Raw genomic sequence first — 1,078 nt, 5'->3', positions numbered from 1 at the left:
GAGTCACCCTCCACGAAGAAGATTTCGGTGCGATTTAAGTCTTGTACGGAACAGTCTGTTAGCTTACCTGGCAAGGCAGGACCCGATGCGACTTTTTTACGTACGACTTTCTTGCTTGCGCGCATACGACGGTGCGCGTTAGCAATACACACTTCCGCTAGTTGCTCTGCAAGTTGAGGCTTTTCGTTTAGCCACAGACTGAATGCATCTTTTACCACACCAGAGACAAACGCAGCGGTTTGACGCGAAGAGAGACGCTCTTTAGTCTGACCAGCAAACTGTGGATCTTGGATCTTAACCGACAACACGTACGAACAACGGTCGAAAACATCATCGCCCGTTAGCTTCACACCACGTGGTAGCAAGTTGCGGAATTCACAGAACTCACGCATCGCATCCAACAAACCTTGGCGAAGACCATTTACGTGTGTACCACCCTGAGCTGTTGGGATAAGGTTAACGTAACTTTCGGTGATCATCTCGCCGCCTTCTGGCTGCCAGATTACTGCCCAGTTTGCTGCTTCTGTGTCTGCAGAAAACTCCCCAGTAAACGGTTCTTCTGGTAGTACTGGGTAACCTTTTACGCCTTCGGCTAGATAGTCTTTCAAACCATCTTCGTAGTACCACTGGTAGTCTTTGTTGTTTACTTTATCGGTAAACGTAATTTCTAGACCTGGGCAAAGTACCGCTTTCGCTCGTAGGTTGTTCACCAAACGAGTTACAGAGAAGTTAGCTGAATCGAAATACTTCGCATCCGGCCAAAAGTGCACGCTAGTACCGCGATTGCGGCGACCACATGTGCCCGTTACAGTAAGGTCTGATACTTTGTCACCGTGCTCAAAAGCAATTTCGTACACTTGACCATCACGACGTACCGTCACTTCAACTCGCTTAGACAGCGCGTTTACTACTGAGATACCTACACCGTGCAAACCACCTGAAAACTGGTAGTTTTTGTTGGAGAATTTACCACCCGCATGGAGCTTACATAAGATCAGCTCAACACCAGATACTTTCTCTTCAGGGTGGATATCAACAGGCATGCCTCGACCATCATCGATCACTTCGAGTGATTGGT

1 protein-coding gene is annotated in these 1,078 nt (G+C 48.1%); it reads right to left on the bottom strand.

Annotated features, from left to right (window positions below):
- A partial coding sequence (locus R7Z50_RS24780) for an ATP-binding protein (protein ID WP_318149387.1) occupies positions 1–1,078 on the bottom strand: 1,078 nt, incomplete at both ends.

Source organism: Vibrio sp. 1249-1 (assembly GCF_033340495.1).
The sequence above is the reverse complement of the archived record's forward strand: the minus strand, read 5'-3'. Positions and strand labels throughout refer to the sequence as shown.